At 57.9% G+C, this 19,605-nt stretch carries 15 protein-coding genes; 4 read left to right on the plus strand and 11 right to left on the minus strand.

All coding sequences use genetic code 11. The features are described 5' to 3' along the window. Positions 1-49: 49 nt before the first annotated feature. The 6 genes from odhB to sdhC all read right to left on the minus strand — a co-directional run bounded on the left by odhB (position 50) and on the right by sdhC (position 7,627). Positions 50-1,273 (minus strand): 2-oxoglutarate dehydrogenase complex dihydrolipoyllysine-residue succinyltransferase, encoded by a 1,224-nt coding sequence (gene odhB, locus JFT91_RS27070; RefSeq protein WP_201234401.1) that lies wholly within the window; start codon positions 1,271-1,273, stop codon positions 50-52. Positions 1,274-1,315: 42 nt separating this feature from the next. Continuing rightward, complete coding sequence (locus JFT91_RS27075; protein WP_201227392.1) at positions 1,316-4,147, minus strand: 2-oxoglutarate dehydrogenase E1 component; 2,832 nt, start codon at positions 4,145-4,147, stop codon at positions 1,316-1,318. A gap of 251 nt (positions 4,148-4,398) precedes the next feature. Further along, complete coding sequence (locus JFT91_RS27080; protein ID WP_201148226.1) at positions 4,399-5,103, minus strand: succinate dehydrogenase iron-sulfur subunit; 705 nt, start codon at positions 5,101-5,103, stop codon at positions 4,399-4,401. An 11-nt stretch (positions 5,104-5,114) separates the two neighbouring features. Continuing rightward, positions 5,115-6,887 (minus strand): succinate dehydrogenase flavoprotein subunit, encoded by a 1,773-nt coding sequence (gene sdhA, locus JFT91_RS27085; protein ID WP_201148227.1) that lies wholly within the window; start codon positions 6,885-6,887, stop codon positions 5,115-5,117. Between the two features lie 3 nt (positions 6,888-6,890). Beyond that, positions 6,891-7,259: a succinate dehydrogenase, hydrophobic membrane anchor protein gene (sdhD, locus tag JFT91_RS27090; protein ID WP_007977503.1), complete on the minus strand. Its 369-nt coding sequence runs from the start codon at positions 7,257-7,259 to the stop codon at positions 6,891-6,893. After that, positions 7,253-7,627 (minus strand): succinate dehydrogenase, cytochrome b556 subunit, encoded by a 375-nt coding sequence (gene sdhC / locus JFT91_RS27095; protein ID WP_045122948.1) that lies wholly within the window; start codon positions 7,625-7,627, stop codon positions 7,253-7,255. Before sdhC ends, sdhD begins: the two co-directional genes overlap by 7 nt. Positions 7,628-7,989: 362 nt before the next feature. Between sdhC and gltA the strand changes: the two genes are divergently transcribed. Further along, positions 7,990-9,279 (plus strand): citrate synthase, encoded by a 1,290-nt coding sequence (gene gltA / locus JFT91_RS27100; protein ID WP_008077946.1) that lies wholly within the window; start codon positions 7,990-7,992, stop codon positions 9,277-9,279. A 1,446-nt stretch (positions 9,280-10,725) separates the two neighbouring features. Here gltA and JFT91_RS27105 read toward each other — a convergent pair. From JFT91_RS27105 to JFT91_RS27115, 3 genes are all read right to left on the minus strand, one after another. After that, positions 10,726-12,384, minus strand: coding sequence for a cation acetate symporter (locus JFT91_RS27105; RefSeq protein ID WP_158831984.1), 1,659 nt, complete (start codon positions 12,382-12,384; stop codon positions 10,726-10,728). Further along, a complete protein-coding gene (locus JFT91_RS27110) occupies positions 12,381-12,692 on the minus strand; it encodes a DUF485 domain-containing protein (RefSeq protein WP_201148229.1) in 312 nt (103 codons plus the stop codon). Before JFT91_RS27110 ends, JFT91_RS27105 begins: the two co-directional genes overlap by 4 nt. A gap of 239 nt (positions 12,693-12,931) precedes the next feature. Beyond that, a complete protein-coding gene (locus tag JFT91_RS27115; protein WP_201227393.1) occupies positions 12,932-13,783 on the minus strand; it encodes a glycine betaine ABC transporter substrate-binding protein in 852 nt (283 codons plus the stop codon). Between the two features lie 301 nt (positions 13,784-14,084). Between JFT91_RS27115 and JFT91_RS27120 the strand changes: the two genes are divergently transcribed. Continuing rightward, positions 14,085-15,680 carry a glycoside hydrolase family 17 protein gene (locus JFT91_RS27120; protein ID WP_201234402.1) on the plus strand — a complete coding sequence of 532 codons (1,596 nt, stop codon included), beginning with the start codon at positions 14,085-14,087 and terminating at the stop codon, positions 15,678-15,680. A gap of 96 nt (positions 15,681-15,776) precedes the next feature. Here JFT91_RS27120 and JFT91_RS27125 read toward each other — a convergent pair whose 3' ends face one another. Then, the gene (locus tag JFT91_RS27125; protein ID WP_201234403.1) at positions 15,777-16,145 is read right to left on the minus strand and encodes a hypothetical protein; all 369 of its coding nucleotides are present in this window, start codon (positions 16,143-16,145) and stop codon (positions 15,777-15,779) included. 224 nt (positions 16,146-16,369) lie between these two features. Here JFT91_RS27125 and mlaY point away from each other — a divergent pair, with 224 nt between their 5' ends. Next, positions 16,370-17,668 carry a lipid asymmetry maintenance lipase MlaY gene (gene mlaY / locus JFT91_RS27130; protein ID WP_201227396.1) on the plus strand — a complete coding sequence of 433 codons (1,299 nt, stop codon included), beginning with the start codon at positions 16,370-16,372 and terminating at the stop codon, positions 17,666-17,668. Next, entirely contained in the window at positions 17,661-18,449 is a 789-nt protein-coding gene (locus JFT91_RS27135) for an MlaA family lipoprotein (protein ID WP_201227397.1), read from the plus strand. Before mlaY ends, JFT91_RS27135 begins: the two co-directional genes overlap by 8 nt. Positions 18,450-18,630: 181 nt before the next feature. On the opposite strand, the gene JFT91_RS27140 is transcribed toward JFT91_RS27135, so the two are convergent. After that, positions 18,631-19,545 carry a DUF808 domain-containing protein gene (locus JFT91_RS27140; protein WP_201234404.1) on the minus strand — a complete coding sequence of 305 codons (915 nt, stop codon included), beginning with the start codon at positions 19,543-19,545 and terminating at the stop codon, positions 18,631-18,633. Positions 19,546-19,605 lie beyond the last annotated feature (60 nt).

The raw sequence follows: 19,605 nt of genomic DNA on the forward strand, positions 1-19,605 counted from the left end.
AAACTGCGGTTACTCGCAGCTTGCAGCTTGAGACTTGCAGCTGCTTCTATCAAATATCCAGCAACAGACGAGCCGGATCTTCCAGCAGGTTCTTGATGGTCACCAGGAAGGTCACAGCTTCTTTGCCATCGATCAGACGGTGATCGTAGGACAGTGCCAGGTACATCATCGGACGGATAACGACCTGACCATTGATGGCCATAGGACGCTGGATGATGTTGTGCATGCCCAGAATCGCTGCCTGCGGCGGGTTGACGATCGGGGTCGACATCATCGAACCGAAGGTACCACCGTTGGTGATGGTGAAGGTACCACCGGTCATCTCGTCCATCGACAGTTTGCCGTCACGGGCTTTTTTGCCGAATGTTGCGATGCCGCCTTCGATTTCAGCCAGGCTCATCAGTTCGGCGTTACGCAGAACCGGAACAACCAGGCCACGGTCGCTGGAAACGGCAACGCCGATGTCCGCGTAACCGTGGTAAACGATGTCGCCGCCGTCGATCGACGCGTTGACAGCCGGGAAGCGTTTCAGCGCTTCGGTGGCCGCTTTCACGAAGAACGACATGAAGCCCAGGCGTACGCCGTTGTGGGACTTCTCGAACAGATCCTTGTACTTCGAACGCAGGGCCATGACTTCGGTCATGTCGACTTCGTTGAAAGTGGTCAGCATCGCCATGTTCGACTGAGCTTCAACCAGACGCTTGGCCACAGTGGCACGAACGCGGGTCATCGGTACGCGCTTCTCGATGCGGTCGCCAGCGGCGAACACAGGAGCGGCAGCCGAAGGAGCAGCAGCCTTGGCAGGTGCGGCAGCCGGTGCGGCTTTCTTGGCAGCAACAGCAGCAACCACGTCTTCCTTGGTCACACGACCGCCCTTGCCGGTGCCGGCAACGGAAGCGATGTTGATGCCGTTTTCTTCAGCCAGCTTGCGCGCGGCTGGAGCAGCAACAGGATCGTCTTCGCCTTCACCAGCAGCCGGTGCAGCGGCTGCAGCGGCCGGAGCAGCAGCGGCGGCTGGAGCAGCGGCAGCAGCGCCGCCCGCTTCGATGGAGCCCAGGACTTCGTCGGACAGAACGGTGTCGCCTTCGTTCTTGACGATTGCGCCCAGCACGCCGTCAGCAGTAGCCAGAACTTCCAGTACGACCTTGTCAGTTTCGATGTCAACGATCAGATCGTCGCGCTTGACAGCGTCGCCCGGTTTTTTGTGCCAGGTGGCAACGGTGCCATCGGCAACCGATTCCGGGAAAGTGGGGGCTTTGATCTCGATAGCCATTATCTGTAGTTCCTTAAATTCGGTTTCAGGTGCGCGAAGGCATTAAACGGTAAACGCGGCTTGCAGGAGACTTTCCTGCTGCTCGGCGTGCATCGATGCGTAACCACAAGCAGGTGCAGCAGAAGCCTCACGGCCCGCGTACTCAAGTACGAGAGACTTGTCGAGGTTGCTGATGCTACGACGCAAGTGATGCTGGCTGCAGTACCAGGCACCCTGGTTCATCGGCTCTTCCTGACACCAAACGGCATGCTTGACGTTGGTATAAGGAGCCAGGACTTCTTTCAAGTCGTCCTCAGGGAATGGGTACAGCTGCTCGATACGCACGATGGCAATATCGTCACGGCCTTCGGCACGGCGTTTTTCCAGCAGGTCGTAGTAAACCTTGCCGCTACACAGAACAACGCGCTCGACCTTTTTCGGGTCCAGAGTATCGATTTCCGGGATCACGGTCTGGAACGAACCTTCGGCCAGATCTTCCAGTGTCGAGATGGCCAGCTTGTGGCGCAGCAGCGACTTCGGCGTCAGTACGATCAACGGCTTGCGCAGTGGGCGAATCACCTGACGACGCAGCAAGTGGTAGATCTGAGCTGGCGTGGTCGGAACGGCGACCTGAATATTGTGCTCGGCACACAATTGCAGGTAACGCTCAAGACGTGCCGAGCTGTGCTCAGGGCCCTGACCTTCATAACCGTGTGGCAACAGCATGGTCAGACCGCAGAGACGGCCCCACTTGTGCTCGCCACTGGTGATGAACTGGTCGATTACAACCTGTGCACCGTTGGCGAAGTCGCCGAACTGGGCTTCCCAGATCACCAGCGCATCCGGCGTGGTGGTCGAGTAGCCGTATTCGAAAGCCAATACCGCTTCTTCCGACAGGAACGAGTCGTAAAGGTCAAAACGTGGCTGACCGTCGTACAAGTGCGCCAGAGGAATGTAGGTACCCGCGTCCTTTTGGTTGTGCAGCACAGCGTGACGGTGCGAGAACGTACCGCGGCCGATGTCCTGACCCGTCATGCGGATCGGGTGACCTTCGAACGCCAGAGTCGCGTACGCCATGGTTTCGGCGTAACCCCAGTTGATCGGCAGGCCGCCGGCTTGCATCTTCTGACGGTCTTCGTAGATCTTCGCAACCTGACGCTGAACCACGAAGCCTTCCGGAATTTCCAGCAGCTTGGCGGACAGTTCCTGCAGGGTCTTCAGATCAAAGCGAGTGTCGTGACGCGCAGTCCAGGCGTGGCCCAGATACGGACGCCAGTCCACGAACAGCTCTTTGTTCGGCTCTTTGACCAGCGATTTCACTACGTGCAGACCGTTGTCCAGCGCGTTGCGGTATTCGTCGACCTTGGCCTGAACACGTTCAACGTCCAGTACACCGGACTGGGTCAGACGATCAGCGTACAGCTCACGCGTGGTGCGCTGTTTGGTGATCTGCTGATACATCAGAGGCTGGGTGCCGCTTGGCTCGTCGGCCTCGTTGTGGCCGCGACGACGGTAGCAGACCAGGTCGATCACCACGTCACGCTTGAACTGCATGCGGTAATCAATGGCCAGCTGAGTCACGAACAACACGGCTTCCGGATCATCGCCATTCACATGGAGGATCGGCGCCTGGATCATCTTCGCAACGTCGGTGGCGTACTCGGTGGAACGCGAGTCCAGCGGGTTGCTGATGGTGAAACCAACCTGGTTGTTGATCACGATGTGCACGGTGCCGCCGGTTTTGAAACCGCGGGTCTGCGACATCTGGAAGGTTTCCATGACCACGCCCTGACCTGCAAATGCAGCATCACCGTGGATGGAGATCGGCAGAACCTTCTCACCAGTCGGGTCGTTACGACGATCCTGACGGGCGCGAACCGAACCTTCTACCACCGGGGAAACGATTTCCAGGTGGGACGGGTTGAACGCCATGGCCAGGTGAACTTCACCGCCGGCGGTCATCACGTTGGAAGAGAAGCCCTGGTGGTATTTAACGTCACCGGAACCCAGCTCGACCTTTTTCTTGCCTTCGAACTCGTCGAACAGCTCACGCGGGTTCTTGCCGAAGGTGTTGACCAGCACGTTCAGACGGCCACGGTGAGCCATGCCGATGACGACTTCCTTGGTGCCGTAGGAACCGGAACGCTGGATCAGTTCGTCGAGCATCGGAATCAGGCTTTCGCCGCCTTCCAGACCGAAACGCTTGGTACCCGGGTATTTGGTGCCCAGGTATTTCTCCAGGCCTTCACCGGCAGTCACGCGCTCAAGCAGGTGGCTCTTGATGTCGGCGGAGTACGTCGGACGACCACGCACGCTTTCCAGACGCTGCTGGAACCACTGGCGCTGCTCGGAATCGGTGATGTGCGTGAATTCAGCGCCGATGGTGCGGCAATATGTCTGCTGCAACGCTTCGTGAATTTCGCGTAGGCTCGCTTCCTCTTTGCCGATGAACAGGTCGCCGGCACGGAAGGTCGTATCAAGATCGGCATTGGTCAAGCCGTAATGATTGATCGACAGGTCTGCAGGTGCAGGACGCTGCCACAGCCCCAGCGGGTCAAGCTGGGCTGCCTGGTGGCCACGCATACGGTAGGCCTGGATCAATCGCAGCACTTCAACTTGCTTCTTCTCGTGCTCACTGCTCACGCTGCCGGCGGAAACCGGTTGAGCGCGGCGCTGGTTCTTTGCCAGCAGCACAAAATGATCGCGAATTGTGGAGTGCGAAACATCAGTGGCAGAGTTGCCGTCGGCAGGCAACTTCTGAAAGTAGGTGCGCCACTCTTCTGGCACAGCGTTAGGGTCGTGCAGGTAGAGCTCATAAAGCTCTTCCACATAGGCAGCGTTTCCACCTGAAAGGTAGGCGCTGTTCCACATGCGCTGCATCACGCTTTCTTGCATGCTTGGTCACCCTCGGTTAGGGGAACACCATCGATGTCGACACCGAGCAAACTTGCAGAAGTCCGAATGCAGCGACTAAAACAAGCCACTTAGGATCACACTGATAGTCCGGGTACCAGCCCGGATGCCCCTGCTTGTCTCATTTCTTCAAAATAAGAGCGGCAGCTTGTGGCTACTGCTCTGGTTATAGCCATGACGCGGGTTGAAGCCCGCGCCACAGCCTCTACGGTACAGCGGTTACAGCAGCTGAATCACACGCCACTCGAAAGCAGCATGTTACGGATGTGACCGATGGCCTTAGTCGGGTTCAGGCCTTTCGGACATACGTTGACGCAGTTCATGATGCCCCGGCAGCGGAATACGCTGAACGGGTCATCGAGCGAAGCCAGACGCTCGCTGGTCTTGGTGTCACGGCTGTCTGCCAGGAAGCGATAAGCTTGCAGCAGTGCAGCTGGACCCAGGAACTTGTCCGGGTTCCACCAGAAGGACGGGCAAGAGGTCGAGCAGCAAGCGCACAGGATGCACTCGTACAGACCGTCGAGCTTTTCACGCTCTTCAGGCGACTGCAGACGCTCGATGGCCGGAGCCGGCGTGTCGTTCTGCAGGTAAGGCTTCACCTTCTCGTATTGCTTGTAGAAGATGCTCATATCGACGACCAGGTCACGGATAACCGGCAAACCTGGCAGCGGACGAACAACCAACTTGTTACCTTTTACAACGGCAGACAGCGGCGTGATGCACGCCAGACCGTTCTTGCCGTTGATGTTCATGCCGTCGGAGCCGCAGACGCCTTCACGGCAAGAGCGACGATAGGAGAAACCCTCGTCCTGCTCTTTGATCAGGGCCAGCACGTCCAGCACCATCAGGTCTTTACCACCGGTATCGACCTGGAATTCCTGCATGAACGGCGCAGCGTCCTGATCAGGGTTGTAGCGATAAACACTGACTTTCAACATGGCGGTCACCCTTAATAAGTCCGGACTTTAGGTTCGAAAGTCGGAACAGTCTTCGGCGAGAAGTTCACGGCACGCTTGGTGACGCGCTTGTCACCCGGGAAGTACAGGGTGTGGCACAGCCAGTTTTCGTCGTCACGATCTTCGAAGTCTTCACGGGCGTGAGCACCGCGCGACTCTTTACGGACTTCGGCAGCGATGGCGGTAGCTTCAGCCACTTCCAGCAGGTTTTGCAGTTCCAGCGCTTCGATACGGGCAGTGTTGAACGCCTGCGACTTATCGTTGATCTTCACGTTGGCGATGCGGGTACGCAGATCAGCGAGCTGAGCGATACCTTTCTGCATGTATTCGCCAGTGCGGAATACGCCGAAGTAGTTCTGCATGCAGCTTTGCAGCTCGCGACGCAGGGTTGCAACGTCTTCGCCATCGGTACGGCTGTTCAGCGCGTTCAGACGCGACAGTGCAGCTTCGATATCGGCTTCGGTAGCGTCGTCGTATTCGATGCCGTCGGTCAGCGCTTTTTCCAGGTGCAGGCCGGCAGCGCGGCCGAATACCACCAGGTCGAGCAGCGAGTTGCCGCCCAGACGGTTGGCACCGTGAACCGATACGCAAGCCACTTCACCTACCGCGAACAGACCAGGAATGATCTGATCCACGCCTTCGGCGTTCTGGGTGATCGCCTGGCCATGAATGTTGGTGGCAACGCCGCCCATCATATAGTGGCAAGTCGGAACAACCGGAACCGGCGCAACAACCGGGTCAACGTGAGCGAACGTCTTCGACAGTTCGCAGATGCCTGGCAGACGGCTGTGCAGCACTTCCTCGCCCAAGTGGTCGAGTTTGAGCATTACGTGGTCGCCATTCGGACCGCAACCGTTGCCGGCGATGATTTCCTTAACCATCGAGCGAGCAACCACGTCACGACCGGCAAGGTCTTTGGCGTTCGGAGCATAACGCTCCATGAAACGCTCGCCGTGCTTGTTGATCAGGTAACCACCTTCACCACGGCAACCTTCTGTAACCAGTACACCGGCGCCGGCGATGCCGGTTGGGTGGAACTGCCACATTTCAATGTCTTGTACCGGCACGCCAGCACGCAGAGCCATGCCGACGCCGTCACCGGTGTTGATCAGGGCGTTGGTGGTGGATGCATAGATACGACCTGCACCGCCGGTAGCCAATACGGTGGCTTTAGCGCGGATGTAGGTGGTTTCGCCGGTTTCGATGCAGATCGCGATCACACCGACGAAGTCGCCTTCCTGGTTTTTCACCAGATCGACAGCGTAGTACTCGTTCAGGAACGTGGTACCGGCTTTCAGGTTGCCCTGATAAAGGGTGTGCAGCAGCGCGTGACCGGTACGGTCGGAAGCGGCGCAAGTACGGGCAGCCTGCCCGCCTTTACCGTAGTCCTTGGACTGACCACCGAACGGACGCTGGTAGATACGGCCTTGCTCGGTACGCGAGAACGGCATACCCATGTGGTCCAGCTCGTAAACGGCAGCCGGGCCTTCCTGACACATGTATTCGATAGCGTCCTGGTCACCGATGTAGTCGGAACCCTTGACGGTATCGTACATGTGCCAGCGCCAGTCATCGTTCGGGTCAGCGGACGCGATGGCGCAAGTGATACCGCCCTGGGCGGACACCGTGTGCGAACGGGTCGGGAAGACCTTGGTGATCACGGCAGTCTTGTGACCGCCCTGCGCCAGTTGCAGCGCAGCGCGCATGCCGGCACCGCCACCACCAATAATGATGGCGTCGAAAGAAATCGTTGGAATGTTAGCCATGAATCAGATACCCCAGAGAATCTGCACACCCCAGACGAAGTAAGCGAACATCGCGACGCCGCATACTGCCTGGAAAAGGAAACGTACTGCAGTCGCGGACTTGCCCAGCGCCATCGGCGTCAGGTAGTCGGTCGCGATGGTCCACATGCCGACCCAGGCGTGAGCGCCAAGGGCAACGAGGGCCAGCAGACTGAAGATACGCATCCCGTTGTGAGCGAACAGGCCGTGCCACTGGTCGTAGCCAATGCCCGGATTCGCTGCAAGGTATCCGATCAGGAAGATGAAATAAGCCGCGAGAACAACCGCAGACACACGTTGCGCCATCCAGTCATAGAGGCCCGAACGCGAAAGGTTCGTAACGCTGGTTACCATATCCAAACTCCTGCCAGAACGATCAGCACCACGGAAATGGCGATGATGATTTTCGAGCCCAGGCGGCCGCCTTCCAGCGTCTCACCGATGCCCATGTCCATGATCAAGTGGCGCACACCGGCTACCAGGTGATACAGCAGAGCGGACAGGAGGCCCCATGCTACGAACTTGGCCAGCGGGCTGGTCAAGCATGCCTTCACTTCGGCAAAACCTTCCTCGGAACCCAGGGATTTGCCCAATGCATAAAGCATGAAGCCGAGGCCCAGGAAGAGGATGATGCCGGAAACACGGTGAAGAAACGACGTAACGCCGGTGATGGGGAGTTTGATGGTCCTTAGGTCTAGGTTTACAGGTCGTTGGCTTTTCACGGCTTTTTTTTCACACTGAAGAGCCCCTAACAATCAGGGCAAAGTTGTTGGGGAGTGCACTGGTCAGGTAACCACCACCCAGGGATGCGACCCCCAATAAAGCAGGCCCAAAAGCCCTTGGCGGTCGGTGGCCGAGTATAGACAGTTAGGCTACTAATGACAACGCAATCACCTACCCCAAATAGCTGATTGCACAAGTCGTATAAAAGGCGTAAATGGCAGTCAATTTCGAGGAAAAAGTGCGCTTAAAGCCTTCTGGAGCAAGACTTTAGGCAAATTGACATTCGAATTTATCTCACTATAGTGGTGCGGGCCCTGCGTGGGGGGTCTGTCTGATGGTTCAAGCATAAATAGGAGGCCACATGGCTGACAAAAAAGCGCAGTTGATCATCGAGGGCGCAGCCCCCGTCGAGCTGCCCATTTTAACCGGCACCGTTGGTCCCGATGTAATCGATGTTCGGGGCCTGACGGCCACGGGCCGCTTCACTTTCGACCCTGGTTTCATGTCGACCGCCTCGTGCGAGTCGAAGATCACCTATATCGACGGCGACAACGGCATTCTGTTGCACCGCGGCTACCCGATCGAACAACTGGCTGAAAAGTCGGACTACCTGGAAACCTGCTATCTGCTGCTCAACGGCGAATTGCCGACTGCAGAACAGAAGGCCCAGTTCGTCAGCACCGTGAAAAACCACACGATGGTTCACGAGCAGTTGAAAACCTTCTTCAACGGTTTCCGTCGCGACGCCCACCCGATGGCCGTCATGTGCGGTGTAGTCGGCGCCCTCTCGGCCTTCTACCACGACTCCCTGGACATCAATAACCCGCAGCATCGCGAAATCTCCGCGATCCGCCTGGTTGCCAAGATGCCGACCCTGGCAGCGATGGTTTACAAGTACTCCATGGGCCAACCCATGATGTACCCGCGCAACGATCTGACGTACGCGGAAAACTTCCTGCACATGATGTTCAACACCCCTTGCGAGATCAAACCGATCAGCCCGGTGCTCGCCAAGGCCATGGACCGGATCTTCATCCTCCACGCCGACCACGAGCAGAACGCATCGACTTCCACCGTACGCCTTGCGGGCTCTTCGGGTGCCAACCCGTTCGCCTGTATCGCCGCCGGTATCGCCGCACTGTGGGGCCCTGCCCACGGCGGTGCGAACGAAGCTGTGCTAACCATGCTCGATGAAATTGGCGATGTTTCGAACATCGACAAGTTCATCGCCAAGGCCAAGGACAAGAACGATCCGTTCAAACTGATGGGCTTCGGTCACCGCGTTTACAAAAACCGCGATCCGCGCGCCACTGTAATGAAGCAGACCTGCGACGAAGTGTTGAAAGAGTTGGGTATCAAGGACGACAAGCAACTCGAACTGGCCATGCGCCTGGAAGAGATCGCCCTGACCGACCCGTACTTCATCGAACGCTCGCTGTACCCGAACGTCGACTTCTACTCGGGGATTATCCTCAAGGCGATCGGCATTCCTACCAGCATGTTCACTGTGATTTTCGCCCTGGCACGTACTGTTGGCTGGATTTCGCACTGGAAAGAGATGCTTTCGAGCCCGTACAAGATTGGCCGTCCGCGCCAGTTGTATACCGGTTATGAGTCGCGTGATCTGACCAAGCTGGAAGACCGCAAATAAGACCTGTCTTGCGATAATGTCTTGAAGTTGTACCGGGAACGGCCTCTATTTATATAGGGGCCGTTTTTGTTTGTCTGGGATTTCGGGATTTGATTGTATATCCGTTGCTGCGGTTGCTGCCGCTGGCGGTTTCGCTCTTACAGCGAGTCACCTTTTCCAAACGCCGAAAAGGTAACCCAAAAGGCTTGGCCCCGGCGTACGGCACTTCGCTTGGGCTCAGTGTTCCCTCGCTACGGTGTCCATCCGGGGGCATCGCCTACGGTTGGCTGCGCTGCACCTCCTCTCGATGTGTTTGGCTTCGCCAAACGGCGCTGCGCGCCTACCCCCGGATGAACACCTTCGCTCGGCCTGCCGAAGGGGCTGGAGATCAACAGCCAAAGCAGATCAAAAGATCGCAGCCTGACTTTTCCCCTGTAGGAGCTGCCGAAGGCTGCGATCTTTTGATTTTGTTGTTTGGAGGGGGGATTGGGGTTGGGGGGCATATCCGTTGCTGCGGGTGATGTTTCTGGCGGTTTCGCTCTTACAGCGAGTCACCTTTTCCAGACGCCGAAAAGGTAACCCAAAAGGCTTGGCCCCGGCGTACGGCACTTCGCCTAGGCTCAGTGTTCCCTCGCTACGGTGTCCATCCGGGGGCATCGCCTACGGTTTGCTGCGCTGCACCTCCTCTCGATGTGTTTGGCTTCGCCAAACGGCGCTGCGCGCCTAACCCCCGGATGAACACCTACGCTCGGCCTGCCGAAGGGGCTGGAGAGCAACAGCAAAGCTAAAGCCAAAACAGATCAAAAGATCGCAGCCTTCGGCAGCTCCTACAGGGAATGGGTACACCTGCCAGAGCTTGGTCGGCTGTCATCGCTGGCTAGCCAGCTCCCACAGGGGTCGAGTACAACCGGCAGAAACAGGTCGGATGTCAGGCCGTCATCGCGAGCAGGCTCACTCCTACAATGGGATCGTATGCAGTCTGCTAGAGACTGGTCGGCTGTCAGGCCGCCATCACTGCCAAAAAAATGAGTACACCTCAAAACGCGGCGCATGCCGCCCCACTCAACACAATGAGCGTTAGCTAGAGTACCGCTCTTGATCCAGAAGGCCCGTCGGAAGGCTGAGTGGAGGGATTGATCCGGGGGTGGGAGCGCAGCGACCGTTTGGCGCAGCCAAATGCATCGAGAGGAGGTGCAGCGAAGCAAACCGTAGGCGATGCGCCCGGATCGATCCCGGAGCGAAGGAACCCGAGCCTCAGCGAGGGCCGTACGTCAGGGTAAAGCCTTTTGGGTTACCTTTTCGGCGTTTGGAAAAGGTGACCCGCCGTAAGGGCGGAACCCCGAGCAGCCGTTACCGCAGCAACGGATATGTACACAATCAAAAAAACACAGCCCACAAAAAAATGCCCCGATCTCTCGACCAGGGCATTCAGTAAAACGCTACAACTTACCGATAAGCATCAAACGATCAATGCGAAACCGCCCCACTCGCCCCCAACCCCGTCTGCGAACGCACAAACTGCGGGAAGAACAGCGCGCGCTCTTTGTCCGCTGCCGCTGACTTGTCAGTAATCGAGAAGAACCAGATACCCACAAAGGCAATGATCATCGAAAACAGCGCCGGATACTCGTAAGGGAAGATCGCCTTCTCATGATGCAGAATCTGCACCCAAATGGTCGGACCAAGAATCATCAGCCCCACCGCACTCACCAGACCCAGCCAACCGCCGATCATCGCGCCACGCGTGGTCAGCTTCTTCCAGTACATCGAAAGCAACAACACCGGGAAGTTGCAGCTCGCCGCAATCGAGAACGCCAGGCCAACCATGAACGCGATGTTCTGGCTTTCGAACAGGATGCCCAGGCCAATCGCCAGGATCCCCAGTGCGATCGTGGTGATCTTCGAAACGCGAATCTCATCCTTGTCGTTGGCTTTGCCCTTTTTGATCACACTGGCATACAGGTCGTGAGATACCGCCGAAGCACCGGCCAGGGTCAGACCCGCCACAACCGCCAGAATGGTCGCGAACGCTACCGCCGAGATAAACCCAAGGAAAATACTGCCGCCCACCGCGTCAGCCAGGTGCACCGCCGCCATGTTGTTGCCGCCGAGCAGAGCGCCCGCTGCATCTTTAAAGGCCGGGTTGGTGCTGACCAGCAGGATCGCGCCGAAGCCGATGATGAAGGTCAGGATATAGAAGTAACCAATAAAGCCAGTCGCGTACAGCACGCTCTTACGGGCTTCCTTAGCGTCACTCACAGTGAAGAAGCGCATCAGGATATGCGGCAGGCCAGCGGTACCGAACATCAGCGCCAGACCCAACGAGAACGCCGAAATCGGATCTTTCACCAGACCGCCCGGGCTCATGATCGCCTCACCTTTGGGGTGAACCTTGATCGCCTCGGAGAACAGCATGTTGAAGTCGAAGTTGACGTGCTTCATCACCATCAGCGCCATGAACGAGGCACCGGACAGCAATAGCACAGCCTTGATGATCTGCACCCAGGTGGTCGCCAGCATGCCGCCGAACAGCACGTACATGCACATCAGGATGCCGACCAGAATCACCGCGACGTAATAGTCGAGACCGAACAGCAGCTGGATCAGTTTGCCGGCGCCAACCATTTGCGCGATCAGGTAAAACGCCACCACCACCAGCGAACCGCAGGCAGACAGGGTGCGGATCTGGGTTTGCCCGAGGCGGTAGGACGCCACGTCGGCAAAAGTGTATTTACCCAGGTTACGCAGGCGCTCGGCGATCAGGAACAGAATGATCGGCCAGCCCACCAGGAAGCCGATCGAGTAGATCAGGCCATCGTAGCCGGAGGTGAACACCAGCGCGGAAATCCCCAGGAAGGACGCCGCCGACATGTAGTCGCCAGCAATCGCCAGACCGTTCTGGAAACCGGTGATCTTGCCGCCCGCCGCATAGTAGTCGGCGGCCGACTTGTTACGCTTGGACGCCCAGTAAGTGATGCACAGGGTCGCACCCACGAACACCACGAACATGGCGATCGCGGCGACGTTCAGCGGTTGTTTGTGGACTTCGCCGGTCAGGGCATCAGCCGCCCACACAGCCGGCGCGAACGCCGAGATGCTCAGAAGAGCCAGTAGACGCCGGATCATTGCTGAGCCTCCTTGAGAATCGCATTGTTCAGGTCGTCAAACTCGCCATTGGCGCGGCGCACGTAGATAGCGGTCAGGATGAAAGCCGAGACAATCAGGCCGACACCGATCGGGATGCCCCAGGTGATCGAGGACTCGGGACTGAGTTTTGCCCCGAGCACTTGCGGCCCGTAGGCGATAAGAAGGATGAATCCGGAGTAGAGCCCGAGCATGATCGCCGAGAGTATCCAGGCGAACTTTTCCCTTTTTCGCACCAGCTCCTTGAATCGGGGACTGTTTTGAATCGAGAGGTAAATGCTGTCGTTCATTGTTTTTATCCTCGCAGCACAGATTATTGTTGGAACATAGCTAATGTATGCGGCTGCGGGAGCGGTTCCAGACGACCTTAGTAGTAGAAGGCCATGACACTTTTGCCAATTTCCAGCACACACAAAAAACTGTGGGAGCGAGCCTGCTCGCGAAGGCGTCGGATCAGTCGATATTTGTATCAACTGACAGATCGCTTTCGCGAGCAGGCTCGCTCCCACAGGTTATGGTGGTGAAGCTTTTATTTGGTCCAGTCAGCTACGCGATCCGGGTGCTTGGCAACCCAGGCCTTGGCTGCGGCCTCAGGCTTGGCACCGTCCTGAATCGCCAGCATCACTTCGCCGATTTCGTCTTTCGACGCCCACTGGAAGTTTTTCAGGAACTTGGCCACTTCCGGCGCTTTGGCGTCGAGTTCTTTGCTGCCGATGCTGTTGACGGTTTCAGCCGCGCCATACACGCCTTTCGGGTCGTCGAGGAAGCGCAGTTTCCACTTGGCGAACATCCAGTGCGGCACCCAACCAGTGACGGCGATGGATTCGTTTTTCTTCTCGGCACGGGTCAGTTCGGCAATCATGCCGGCGCCGGAACTGGCCTTTAGGCTGTATTTGTCGAGGCCGTAGTCCTTGATCGCCTGATCGGTCTTGAGCATCACGCCTGAACCGGCGTCGATGCCGACGATGCGATTTTTGAAGGTGTCGTCGGTTTTCAAGTCTTCGATGGACTTGGCTTTGACGTACTCCGGCACGATCAGACCGATTTTTGCATCCTTGAAGTTCGGGCCGTAATCGACGACCAGATCCTTGTTCTTCGCCCAATATTCGCCGTGGGTCACTGGCAGCCAGGCCGATAGCATGGCGTCGAGTTTGCCGGTGGCAACACCCTGCCACATGATCCCGGTAGCAACGGCTTGCAGTTTCACGTCATAGCCGAGCTTCTGTTTGATCACTTCGGCGGCTACGTGGGTAGTCGCAACGCTGTCGGACCAGCCGTCAACGTAACCGATGTTCAGGGTCTGTTTTTCAGCGCTGGCGAAAGTGGAGCTCATCGCAAGCACCAGTGCGGCACCTGCGCCTAAAAGTCGTCGCATCTTCATCGTTACTTCCCCGAAATGCTGCGCCCGACGGATGACGGGCGACGTCAACGTATTGTTATGGTGCACAGCGCCCCCATCACGCCTGACCGCAAACTCGTTGGAACATCAGCGCGATTTATCAATAAGGGTACTGACGGCTTTGATAATCAACCTGACGACCAACGCGACCTGCTCTGTCAGCGACCTCAAGACAACGAGAAACGACATCAGAAGGCCATTAACTGCGTCTATATAAATGACGCCAAATAATCCGCCCGAACTTTGCATGTCAAAATCATGCGGGCCACCTGCCCCCTGTTAAATGCAGGTAACATGCGTCGCTTTGCAGCCACTCGGCCTGACCATGTCCGCGACTTCCCGCTTGCCCTTTCTGCCTTATCTCTTCGCCTGCCTGCTCGGGCTGTTTGCACTCTGCGGTTTCTGGTACGGCCTCGGCAAACCGGTGATCCTGCCGGATGCAGCAACGCCAACCCACAAGCTGCAATGCGCCTCCTACACGCCGTTCGACAAAGACCAGTCGCCCTTCGACGTGCCGTTCAAGTTGCGCCCGGAGCGCATGGACGCCGACCTCGCCCTGCTGGCAACACGCTTTGAATGCATTCGCACCTACTCGATGACCGGCCTCGAAGCGCTGCCGGATCTGGCGCGCAAGCATGGCCTGAAACTGATGATCGGTGCCTGGGTCAACAGCAACCCGGTGGACACCGAAAAGGAAGTCGACCTGCTGATTGCCTCGGCCAACGCCAACCCGGATGTGGTCAGTGCGGTAATCGTCGGCAACGAAGCGTTGTTGCGTAAAGAAGTTACCGGTGGGCAACTGGTGAAGCTGATCAACAAGGTCAAAGGCCAGATCAAACAACCCGTGACCTACGCCGATGTCTGGGAGTTTTGGCAAAAACACCCCGAAATCGCCCCTGCCGTGGATTTCATAACGATCCATTTGCTGCCGTACTGGGAAGACCATCCATCAAACATCGACGTGGCCTTATCGCAGCTGACTGACGTGCGAGAGATGTTTGGAAAGATGTTTGCGCCCAAAGACGTGATGATCGGGGAAACGGGCTGGCCAAGCGAAGGACGCCAACGCCGGACCGCTCTGCCGAGTCGCGCGAACGAGGCCAAATTCATTCGTGGCTTTGTCAGTCTGGCTGAACAAAAGGGCTGGAACTACAACCTGATCGAAGCCTTCGACCAACCATGGAAGCGCGCGAGTGAAGGCGCGGTCGGCGGTTATTGGGGGCTGTTCGATGCCGATCGTCAGGACAAGGGCATACTCGCCGGACCAGTAACGAACGTACCGTACTGGAAAGAATGGCTGGCAGTCGGTGGTTTGATTTTCCTTGGCACGCTGCTGTTGGGCGGCCGTGTTCGCAGCACGCGCGCAGCACTGCTGCTGCCGTTGCTGGGCGCCCTCGCCGCTTGTTCGATTGGCGCCTGGGGTGATCTGGCGCGTGTGACTACAAGGTTTGCCAGCGAATGGCTGTGGGTTGGCTTGCTGACCACGTTGAATCTGTTGGTGCTGGCGCACGCTGCACTGACACTGAGCGCACGAACGGGCTGGCGTGAACGGGCTTTCAATCTGCTGGAACGGCGCGCGGGCTGGCTGGTCGCCGCGGCTGGTTTTGCCGCGGCGGTGATGATGCTCGAGATGGTTTTTGATCCGCGGTATCGCAGCTTTGCGAGCATGGCGTTTGTTGTGCCTGCGTTGGTTTACCTGTGCCGCCCGGTCAGCGTGCCGCGTCGGGAGATTGCTCTGCTGACCTTTATTGTCGGTGCGGGGATTGCGCCGCAGTTGTATCAGGAAGGTTTGCAGAATCAGCAGGCGTGGGGTTGGGCGTTGGTGAGTGCGTTGATGGTCGCCGCCCTGTGGCGCTGTCTTGGTGTTCGAAAAGTCTGATCTTCAGCGAGACATCAGGCCTCTTCGCGAGCAGGCTCGCTCCCACAGGGATTGCATTCCAAAGGTGGGAGCGAGCCTGCTCGTGAAGACAGATTATCAGGCGTTACGGGTAGCTCTGACCAAACGCAACCCGGCAATCACCAACGCAAACACCGCCAACGTCGTGTTGTACAACGCCAATGCCGGTACCCCGAACACCAGCGCCAACACCGCCATCCACCACCCCGCCCGCCCGGGCAAGACAAAGCCGATCAGTGCGGCACCCAGCGCCGTCCAGCCCAGCACCTTGAAGTGAATCATCAGCCCAAGGTTGGCGCGCAACTGGCATTCCCAGCGGCTGGCCTCATCCACGCAGATGCCGACCCACTTGCCGTCTTCCATAAAGCCATAACGCGCGCCATAACTGGCAGCCAGCCACAGCGGCAATAAAACGAGCAGCAGTATCACGGGCAAGCGGCGGGACATGAAACACTCCAATCTTCGGAAATCGGCGGCCAGCTTAATCTGCCCCCAGCCGTGTGCAAGCGCTAACAACAGTTAACTGTTCATTCTGTGGGTGCAAAGTGTATCGTCCAGCTACTATTACTCCGAATTCAGCCTGTTTGGTGCCGAGGCATGGCACTTTGGCGCAACCCCGGTGGTCATAGCCTGCGAACTTCATTCGGCACCTTCCTCTAAGGGATCTAGTCATGCTCCGTTCCTTGCGCTTCGCCGCGCTGTTCTGCGGCCTTATTTCGAGTGCGTCCGCACTGGCGGTGGATATCGACGCCGCCAGTTATGGCTACCCCCTCACCAACCCGTTCGAGGCGACCATCGCCACGACGCCGCCGGACTTGCGTCCCGAGTTGCCGCTGGACGACGACATCAATCAGTCGGATCGCAGCCTCACACTGCGCCCGGAGCGTGCGTTCATCCTGCCGGACAACTTCTGGGCAGTGAAAAAACTCACCTACCGCATCGCCGAACAGGACAAGCCCGCACCGCTGATCTTCCTGATCGCCGGCACCGGCGCGCGCTATGACAGCACGCTCAACGAATACCTGAAAAAGCTTTACTACAAAGCCGGTTACCACGTCGTGCAACTGTCGTCGCCGACCAGTTTCGACTTCATCAGCGCCGCCTCACGCTTCGCCACCCCAGGCGTAACCAAGGAAGACGCCGAAGACATGTACCGGGTGATGCAGGCGGTGCGGGCACAGAACCCGAAACTGCCGGTCACCGAGTACTACCTGACCGGTTACAGCCTCGGCGCCCTGGATGCCGCGTTCGTCGCGCATCTGGATGAAACCCGTCGCAGCTTCAACTTCAAGAAAGTCCTGCTGCTCAACCCGCCAGTCAATCTCTACACGTCGATCAGCAACCTCGACAAACTGGTGCAGACCGAAGTCAAAGGCATCAACAACAGCACCACGTTCTACGAGTTGGTGCTCAACAAGTTGACCCGCTACTTCCAGCAGAAAGGTTACATCGACCTCAACGATGCCCTGCTGTATGACTTCCAGCAGTCCAAGCAGCATTTGACCAACGAGCAGATGGCGATGCTGATCGGCACCTCGTTCCGCTTCTCGGCAGCCGACATCGCCTTTACCTCGGACTTGATCAACCGTCGCGGCCTGATTACTCCACCGAAATTTCCGATCACCGAAGGCACCAGCCTCACGCCGTTCCTCAAGCGTGCGCTGCAATGCGACTTCGATTGCTACCTGACCGATCAGGTGATTCCGATGTGGCGCGCGCGCACTGATGGCGGCAGCCTGCTGCAACTGATCGATCAGGCCAGCCTGTACGCACTCAAGGACTACCTGCACGACAGCCCGAAAATCGCGGTAATGCACAACGCCGACGACGTGATCCTCGGCCCGGGTGACCTCGGTTTCCTGCGCAAGACGTTTGGAGATCGCCTGACCGTTTATCCTTACGGCGGCCATTGCGGCAACATTAACTATCGCGTCAACAGCGACGCCATGCTGGAGTTCTTCCGTGGCTAAATATCTCCTGCTGATTGCAGCGCTCCTCTGCGCAGGCGTGGCCCAGGCCGACAACAGTAAAGCCAACGCTCCGGTGGTGGTCGACAATGACGGTTTCAAGGAACCGCTGTCCAAACTCAAGTTCAACCCGGGGCTCGACCAGCGTGAATTCGAACGTTCGACGCTCAACGCACTGAACGTCTACGACCCGCTGGAGGAGTGGAACCGTCGCGTCTACCACTTCAACTACCGCTTCGACCAATGGGTGTTCCTGCCGGTGGTCGATGGTTATCGCTACGTCACGCCGAGCTTCGTGCGTACGGGCGTGAGCAACTTCTTCAACAACCTCGGTGACGTGCCGAACCTGATCAACAGCTTGCTGCAGTTCAAGGGCCAGCGTTCGATGGAAACCACCGCACGTCTGTTGTTCAACACCACCATCGGCATCGGCGGCCTGTGGGATCCGGCGACGGCCATGGGCCTGCCGCGTCAGAGCGAAGACTTCGGCCAGACACTGGGTTTCTACGGCGTACCGGGCGGTGCCTACTTCGTGCTGCCGATCCTCGGCCCGTCGAACATTCGTGACACCGCTGGCCTGGCCGTGGATTACACAGCCGAATCGGCAATCAACTTCCTCAATGTCTCGGAGGTCAGCTCTGACCATCCGGAAATCTGGGCCCTGCGCGCCGTCGACAAGCGCTACCAGACCAGCTTCCGCTACGGCCAGATGAACTCGCCGTTCGAATACGAGAAAGTGCGTTACGTGTACACCGAAGCCCGCAAGTTGCAGATCGCCGAATAGTTTTCGGCAGACACAAAAAAGGGCCATTCGATGCGAGTCGAATGGCCCTTTTTCATGACACGACAAAGATCAAACTGTAGGAGCAAAGCTTGCTCGCGAAAGCGGTGTGTCAGTTCATATTGACTTCACTGACAGACCGCTTTCGCGAGCAAGCTTTGCTCCTACAAGAAGGCTGCTGTGTTTAGCCTTTGATGGCGCGCCAGATTTTGCCGACGACGGAAACCACCGCCAGCACCACCGCACCAGCGATGATCCCCGCGACACCGTTGAGCAACATCGGCACCGCAAACCCAGCAGAACCGGCCGCCGCACCAACACCTTCGATCCAGTGATGCACCACCGGCACGCCGTGAGTCAGGATGCCGCCACCGACCAGGAACATCGCCGCCGTACCCACCACCGACAAGGTTTTCATCATGTACGGCGCCGCACTCAAAATGCCGCTGCCGATTTTTTTCGCAAACTGCCCAGGCTTCTGGGTCAGCCACAGGCCGAGGTCGTCGAGTTTGACGATGCCCGCCACCAGACCGTAAACACCCACGGTCATGACGATGGCGATACCCGACATCACGATCACTTGCTGAGTCAGCGAAGCGTCTGCCACGGTGCCCAATGTGATGGCGATGATTTCCGCCGACAGAATAAAGTCGGTGCGGATAGCGCCTTTGATCTTGTCCTTTTCATACGCCACCAGATCGGTCGCCGGGTCGGCCACGGCTTCTGTCAATTGCGCATGCCCGGCCTCGTCTTCAGCTTCGCTGTGCAAAAACTTGTGCGCGAGCTTCTCGAAACCTTCGAAACACAGGTAGGCACCGCCAACCATCAGCAACGGCGTCACCAGCCACGGTACGAACGCACTGATCGCCAACGCCGACGGCACCAGGATCAGTTTGTTGACGAACGAGCCCTTGGCCACCGCCCAGACCACGGGAATTTCCCGCTCGGCACGTACGCCGGAGACTTGCTGGGCGTTGAGCGCCAGATCATCGCCCAGCACCCCGGCGGTCTTCTTGGCGGCCATTTTGGTCATCAATGCAACGTCATCCAGAACGGTGGCGATGTCATCGATCAGCACCAGCAAACTGCTTCCTGCCATGGTTCAGGCTTCCTACGTAAAAAAGTGCGCGCAGCATACCGTGCGGGCCACTCACAGGCG

The organism is Pseudomonas sp. TH08 (genome assembly GCF_016651275.1).
Classification (GTDB): Bacteria; Pseudomonadota; Gammaproteobacteria; order Pseudomonadales; family Pseudomonadaceae; genus Aquipseudomonas.